Origin of the sequence: Synechococcus sp. OH2 (assembly GCF_047462155.1) — a bacterium.
Classification (GTDB): domain Bacteria; phylum Cyanobacteriota; class Cyanobacteriia; order Thermostichales; family Thermostichaceae; genus Thermostichus.
The window spans coordinates 19578-26603 of sequence record NZ_JANSIR010000111.1; the positions used below are offsets into that span (position 1 = coordinate 19578).

The window sequence follows — 7026 nt, forward strand, 5'->3', positions numbered from 1 at the left end:
TTTTGGGGGCCGCCCGCGAGCGGGGACTGCCCTTGCTTTCTGCCGCCGAGTTTCACACCCAGCCGGGAGTGGGGGCCTCGGCGCGGGTGGAAGGGCAAGAGATCCTCTTGGCCTCCCTAGAGGGGCTTGCCGCCCTGGGGATCCCGCTTTCTCCTGAAGCGCAGACCCAAGCCAAGGCGCTGCTGCAAGCCGTCAAAACGGTGGTGGGCGTGGCCCTGAACAGATCCCTGGTGGGGCTGTTGGCGGTGCAGGATCCCTTGCGGCCTGATGCCCCGGCAACCCTGCAACAGCTCCAGAAAATGGGCCTGCAGGTGGTCTTACTGACTGGGGATCGGGCCGAGGTGGCGCAGCAGGTGGCCCAAGCTTTGCAGGTGCCAGGGATCCGCGTCATTGCCGAGGTGCAGCCGGCAGATAAAGCCCAGGTTATCCGAGATCTGCAGGCCCAGGGCCGGAGAGTTGCCATGGTGGGGGATGGCATCAACGACGCTCCCGCCTTGGCCAAAGCCGATGTGGGCATTGCCCTGCACTCTGCCACCGCTGCCGCCCTAGAGACTGCCGATATCATCCTCATGCGCAACCGCCTCTGGGACGTCGTGGAAGCCATCCGCCTTAGCCGCGCCACCTTCCGCAAAATCCAGCAAAACCTCCTCTGGGCCTTCGCCTACAACCTGGTCGGGATCCCGGTGGCCGCCGGCGCGCTCCTGCCCGGATTCGGCCTCGGCCTCAGCCCCGCTCTAGCAGGCGGCCTCATGGCCTTCAGCTCCCTCAGTGTAGTCCTCAATTCGCTCCTTCTCAAGCGAACTTTTGTATTCAGTGGATCCTCTGATGGTCAGAGTTAAAAAGTATTAAAAACTACAAATATCCCACCTGCTATCTGTTGCTGTTTCCGAAGTTTTGCTGGACTTTTGCCACAACTTCCGCTCCATTGAGGCCGAGAGAGTGGGGACTCTGGTTAAGTTTGATTGAAAAGATGAATTAGCTGTAACTTTTGAGCATCTAAGTGTAGAATCGAGCTTAAGCTTGCCCGGAGTTGCCCTTTTTTGTAACTTGCTTAGCAAGGGAAAAACCGGGAAAATACTGAAAAGGCCGGATCCAATAGGTGGAGGGAGCGCGGAAACATGGCAATGCTCGGAGATCTTCAGGAATTTTCCCTAGCCGACCTGTTGCATTTGATGGAAAAAGGAAAGAAAACGGGCCAACTGTCGGTTTGGGCACCTACTGGCATTTATCGAGTTTGGCTGTATCAGGGGCGAGTGGTCGCGGCCTTGTCTCCCCAAGAAGAGCACCGGTTGGAGCGCTTGCTGGTGCGCTTAAACCTGGTCAGCGAGCAGGTGGTGGCGGAGTTGGCCTTCCTCTGCAGCTTGCAGGAGCCTCTAGGCCTTTGCCTGCAGCGGCAAGGGTTGATCTCGCCGGCAGCTCTGGCCAAGCTCTTCCGCCATCAACTGCAAGTGGGGCTCTACAGCCTCTTTGCCCTAGAAGCTGGCCAGTTTAGCTTTTTGCCCAACGTGCCCCTGCCCTACCGCGAGATGACCGGCCTAAGCAAAGGGGCCAGCGCCGTGGTTCTAGAAGCGCTGCAGCAGCTTCGGTTGGAGCAGCGCCCGGAAGAAAACCTGCCCCAGCCGGACAGCTACTTCTGGCGCACCAGCACCGAGCTGCCCTTGTACAAACTCTCGCCGCTGGAGTGGGCAATCCTAGAGCAGATTTCCCCCGCTCGTAACCTGGTTGAGTTGGCTCAATCCCTGAAGGCAGATCTCTTGGAAGTGCGCTATTCCTGTGCCCGCCTGGCCAAGTTGGGGCTCATCAGCCCCTGCGACAGCTCGGCGGCTACGCCTCAGCCTGCGCTCGCGGCGGCTTCTAAGTTTCTTTCCACCCTTCGGGAAGAGAAGGAGCCGGTTAAGCCTTCTTTGGTCAGCCGCCTCTCTACCCTCCTCAAAACCATTCGCGAAAAATAAGCCGGTAGGGTAAAATCTTATGGCATTTCCCCACGCTGGCTTTACGAAGTTAACTTAGGTAAAGATGAGCTGAATGGTTGTAACGGATCTAGATCGGAGCGACACAATAGTGATAGGAATTGATGCCAAAATCCTACGCAGCTCAATGCCTAGACCCTATCTCTCCAATGAAATCGTTCGTCAGTAGAATTGCTGCTAGCTCGAGTACTTGAGCAAAGGTGGCTTTGCCGTTGCTACACGGTTGTTGACAGGGAATCAGCGGATGAGAATGATAGTATCTTTGAGGATCCCTGAAACTAATGGAGGCTAAAGAATTGCTATGGCCATCGTTGGAGACCTCCAGGAATTTTCTTTGCCCGATCTGTTGCAGCTCGTCGAAAAAGGCGGCAAAACAGGGCAACTTTCCATCTGGGCCCCAAACGGCATCTACAAAATCTGGTTTTATCAAGGTCGGGTAATTGCGGCTCTGCCCCCCGAAGAGGAGCATCGCTTGGAGAGTTTATTGGCCCGTTCGGGCCTGGTCAGCGAGCGGGTGGTGGAAAAGCTGGCTTCTTTCTGTGGACTGGAAGAGCCGCTGGGGCGGTGTTTGCAGCGGCAAGGGTTGATCTCGCCGGCAGCTTTGGCCAAGCTCTTCCGCCACCAACTGCAGGTGGGGCTCTACAGCTTGTTTGCTCTGGAAGCGGGCCACTTCAGCTTCCTACCTAACGCACCCATGCCTTATCGGGAGATGACTGGCCTAAGCAAGGGGGCCAGTGCTTTGGTTCTAGAAGGGCTACAGCAGCTTAAGCTCGATCAGTTTCCTGAGGAGAACCTGCCGCAGCCGGACAGCTATTTCTGGCGCACCAGCACTGAGCTGCCCCTGTACAAGCTCTCTGCCTTGGAGTGGGGGATCCTGGAGCAGGTTTCGCCTTCGCGCCGGCTGACCGACCTAGCCCGGCTGCTGGGGGCAGATCTTCTGGAAGTTCGCTATGCCTGCGCCCGCCTGGCCAAGCTGGGGCTCATCAGTCCCTGTGATGGCCCAACGACTATTGCTTCTGCTTCTCTCGCGGCTTTCTTGGACAAGTCGGCAACAGCAGCAGACAACCTAGAAACCGCAAAGGAGAAGCTGAACGCCAAGCAGCTTCCCTCCCAAGAAGGGAATGAGCAGGTTAAGCCCTCCCTCGTTGCGCGACTTGCCACTTTACTGAGGGGAGTTCGTGATAGATGATTTTTTGGGAGCAGAAATCTTTGGGTAGATCTCTGCGTTATTATCTTTTGCAGCAGGTATAAGAACAGATGGAAAAATGACGAAAAGGGCTGAAAGCGGGGAGAGAAAGAATGGCTAACTTATCCTCTTTGCAGGCAATTCTCCAGAACTACATTTCCAGCACGCCAGGAATTCAAGGAGCGGCTGTGGTTACTCCTGATGGGTTGCCATTGGCATCCACATTGCCCATGGGCATGGACGAGGAAAGAACCTCGGCCATGTCTGCTGCCATGCTTTCTTTGGGGGAGCGGATTGGGAAAGAGTTGGGTCGTGGAACCATAGAGAGGGTCTTTGTGCAGGGAGAAAAGGGATATGGAGTTTTAACCAGTTGCGGCCCCGATGCTGTACTGCTGACGATTGCCAGCGATGAAGTAAAGCAGGGCTTGCTGTTTTTGGAGATGAAGCGAGCCGCGGCAAGTATTGCGGAAGCCATGAAGTAGAGAGGCTAAGTGGAGAAGCTGAGCTTGATTTTGACTTGATTCTGAGGGAACTATGGCTATCAAACCTTTGGAGCTGCTGCAAGTCTTGATCTCGCGCACCCAATTTACAGATGAAGATAAGAGGATTTTGCAGCAAAGTGCCGACTGGGGCAGCAGCATCGCTACAGAAATGTCGGATGCCTTTTACGGCTATTTGGATCGCGATGCCGAGATGGCGGCTGTCATTGCCAAGCATAATCGGCAGCGGCTGGGCCAGACTTTTGCCGACTGGTTTAAGGAAATGTTCACAGGCATGGACAACTGGGGCCCCCAGTATGCCGAGCGCCGCTGGAAAATTGGCTTAGTTCATGTGCGGGTTGGCATCGGCCCTCAACACGTGGTGCCGGCTATGGCTACGGTTGTGCAGGAGGTGAGCCGCCGGCTGGTCAAAGAGGGCAAGCCCGAGCAGCTGCGGATGAGTCTAAGCAAAGTTTGTATGATCGACCTTTCCTTTATTGAGCAAGCCTATCTTGAGGTGGCCTATAACGCTGTTCAGCAAGAAACGGGCATGAGCGAGGCTTTGTTTAAACGCCTGATCGCTACCAGCTTAGCTTCCTCTTAAATATTCATTAAGCTTGTACAGGCGGGTCTGCGCTGGGGGCTTACGACTGAGGCTAACTTACGACTGAGGCTAACTATGGACAATATTCTCCGCATTGTTGTAACCGGGCCGGTGGGGGCTGGAAAGTCCACTTTTATCCGCACCATTAGCGAGATCGAAGTGGTCGACACGGATCGCAAGGCCACCGATGAGGTGGCAGAGCTTAAGAAGAGCACAACAGTCAGCATGGACTTTGGCCGCCTGAGAATTGGCGAAGAGGAAGAAGAGATGTGGCTGCATCTCTACGGCACTCCCGGCCAGGCCCGTTTTAGCTTTATGTGGGATATTTTGATTAGGCGTGCCCACGGATATATTCTTTTGGTACCTGCCCACCTGCCCGGCCAGTTTCGCAATGCCCAGGCCATTCAAGCCTTTATGAGAGCTAGGACAAGTGCTCCCTCAGTTATCGGGATCACTCATGTCGATCACCCCAATGCCTGGGATCCAGAAGACATTTTGCTGATCTTGAACAACCAAGATGGCTCGGTTCCCCACACAACCTTAAATGCTCAGGAGCTGGCTTCTGTGGCCAATACGCTGCTCCTATTGGTTGAGCAACTGATGCCCCAAGTGGTCGCCTGAGAGAAGGTAGCCGAGATGGCTCAGCCTCTTCCGGCTTCTTGTAGGTACTGCCTCGGAAGCAGAAGATGCTAAGGAATGTTAAGCTAAGGGGGACTTGGATCAGGTAAGCCTCATGGAGTCCCTCTACGTCAGCGGAGAGTTTTCCCGTAGCTTTGTCAACCCCCCTATCTACTCAGCCATTGCCCTGTTTAGCTTCTTTGCTGTTATTTTCGGCCTCATCTTTAAAGACAAGTTGGAGTACCAGGTAGCCCTTTGGCAGCGGAACCGAGAGCGCCAAGGCCAGATTCCCTACCGCACGCCAGGGGTGATCCTCACCTACAGTCTCTGCTGTGGGTTTGCCTTTGGCTTTGTGGCTGCCTGTTTGCACGTGTTTGGCTTATCCTTGGCTTTGGCTGCCTTGGTCGGCGGGATCCTTGTCTTCAGCACGGCAGGATTGATCTGGTGGCGGCTGGGATCCCTGATGGATCTATTGGCGGTGGGGGGATCCCAGGCTATTGATATCGATTCTTACGGGGCAGGGGCTATTTTGGGTTCTAAGGCGGCGACGCCCACGGAAGAAGAATAGGGTACTGATGCAGAACTTTTGGCAGGCCATCGCCCAGCACCTTTCTAAAATTACAGGGGATCCCTTAGATCCCCTTCACTTCCGTTCTGTAGGCGGGGGCAGCATCAACGCTGCCTACCAGCTTTCCTGTGCGCTTCAGGCTTCTTCCGGCCAGGAAAGGCGGGAATACTTTGTCAAGGTAGCGCGGGGGGGAGAGGGGGCGCTGGAGATGTTCGCGGCAGAAGCAGCGGGCCTGCAAGCCTTAGCGGCTGCCAACGCCGTGCGAGTGCCGCAGCCGATTGCCTGGGGATCCCTAGATGGGCAGGCTTACCTGGTGCTGGAATACCTGGAGCTGACCTCACCCCGCCCCCAAACGGGGAGTTTACTGGGATCCCAGTTGGCCCAGTTGCACCGCACGCTCTCCCCCAACGGCAGCTACGGCTGGGATCGCAATAACACCATCGGCTCGACGCCGCAGATCAACAGTTGGCGGCAGAACTGGTTGGACTTCTACCGGGAACAGCGACTGCTCTACCAGGTCAAGCTGGCCTGCCAGCGGGGTTACCGCGGCGCGTGGGTAGCCCAAGCCGAGCGGGTCATGGCGGAGCTGGAGACTTTCTTTCGGGACTACCGGCCCGTCCCGTCTCTGCTCCATGGGGATCTCTGGGGCGGCAACTACGGCGCCTTGCCCGATGGCTCACCGGTGATTTTCGACCCGGCCACCTACTACGGGGATCGGGAGACGGATCTGGCGATGACCGAGCTTTTTGGCGGCTTTCCACCGGAGTTCTACCAGGCCTATCAAGAAGCCTATCCGCTGGATGAGGGGTATTCCCGGCGCAAGCCTCTTTACCAGCTCTACCACTGGCTTAACCATCTCAACCTGTTCGGAGAGGGCTACCTGGGCTCGGTGCAGCGGGCCTTGCAGCAATGCTTGCGCTTTCTTGGATAATCCCTCTCCCGCAAAGGGAAGAGCCAGCCGGCAGCTAGCGGCTCTTTTCTGGCGCAGCTTCCCCTGCCATGACTACAGCCCCCATATCTCCCAGCAGGCGGGACTGGTTGCGCAATATCCCCAATAGGTTCAGCCGATTGGCCCGCAGCCTGGGATCCGGATCCATGACCAAAACCGCCTCGAAAAAGCGATCCACTGCAGGGGCTGCTGCCTGCAGACCCTCCACCAGCGGGGTAAAGTCTCCTTGGAAGGCTGGCTCCACCCCCAGCCGGTAAACCCTTTGACAGGCCTCGTACAGCTCCCGTTCTGCCGCCTCCTGAAACAGGCTGGGATCCACGGCAGCCGCTGGATTCAGCACGGCGTAGTCCAAATCTCCCTGGGCGGCCAGGCGGGCGCAGCGGTTGAGGGTGGGGTAGAGATCCGCCAATTCTTCAGTAGCTCGAAGATGTTGTAAGTACTCGGCCCGCAGCAGGGTGAGGGGCAGGTTGCTCAAAGCCCGCAAGGTCAGTTCCGCTTTCTGGGGATCCTCTGTCTGCACGGATTCAGGATCCCCGACCACGGCTCTGACCAAGTCATAGTCGATTCGCTTTTCCTCCTGCAGAAGGATTTGCAGCCGCTGGGCGAGAAACTCCTGCAACGCTTTTAAGGTCTTTTCATCTCCCGCCGCATA

Annotated in this window: 9 protein-coding genes; 8 read left to right on the forward strand and 1 reads right to left on the reverse strand. The window is 56.5% G+C overall.

Features of this window, described 5'->3' with window-relative positions:
• The 8 genes from NW835_RS11755 to NW835_RS11790 all read left to right on the forward strand — a co-directional run.
• Nucleotides 1-839: HAD-IC family P-type ATPase (locus NW835_RS11755; protein WP_414415376.1), on the forward strand; the 839-nt coding region annotated here is incomplete at its 5' end.
• 279 nt (nt 840-1118) lie between these two features.
• Entirely contained in the window at nt 1119-1952 is an 834-nt protein-coding gene (locus tag NW835_RS11760; RefSeq protein WP_414385265.1) for a DUF4388 domain-containing protein, read from the forward strand.
• Between the two features lie 319 nt (nt 1953-2271).
• Nucleotides 2272-3159 carry a DUF4388 domain-containing protein gene (locus NW835_RS11765; protein WP_414385263.1) on the forward strand — a complete coding sequence of 296 codons (888 nt, stop codon included), beginning with the start codon at nt 2272-2274 and terminating at the stop codon, nt 3157-3159.
• Nucleotides 3160-3269: 110 nt separating this feature from the next.
• Complete coding sequence (locus NW835_RS11770) at nt 3270-3638, forward strand: roadblock/LC7 domain-containing protein (RefSeq protein WP_414365145.1); 369 nt, start codon at nt 3270-3272, stop codon at nt 3636-3638.
• Nucleotides 3639-3690: 52 nt separating this feature from the next.
• Nucleotides 3691-4239 carry a protoglobin domain-containing protein gene (locus tag NW835_RS11775; RefSeq protein WP_414377981.1) on the forward strand — a complete coding sequence of 183 codons (549 nt, stop codon included), beginning with the start codon at nt 3691-3693 and terminating at the stop codon, nt 4237-4239.
• 75 nt (nt 4240-4314) lie between these two features.
• On the forward strand, nt 4315-4860 hold the full coding sequence (locus NW835_RS11780; RefSeq protein WP_414415377.1) for a GTP-binding protein: 546 nt from the start codon (nt 4315-4317) through the stop codon (nt 4858-4860).
• Between the two features lie 112 nt (nt 4861-4972).
• Entirely contained in the window at nt 4973-5425 is a 453-nt protein-coding gene (locus NW835_RS11785; RefSeq protein ID WP_414371603.1) for a hypothetical protein, read from the forward strand.
• Nucleotides 5426-5432: 7 nt separating this feature from the next.
• On the forward strand, nt 5433-6356 hold the full coding sequence (locus NW835_RS11790) for a fructosamine kinase family protein (protein ID WP_414365690.1): 924 nt from the start codon (nt 5433-5435) through the stop codon (nt 6354-6356).
• Between the two features lie 34 nt (nt 6357-6390).
• On the opposite strand, the gene NW835_RS11795 is transcribed toward NW835_RS11790, so the two are convergent.
• On the reverse strand, nt 6391-7026 hold a 636-nt coding region (locus NW835_RS11795; protein WP_414415378.1), incomplete at its 5' end, for a DALR anticodon-binding domain-containing protein.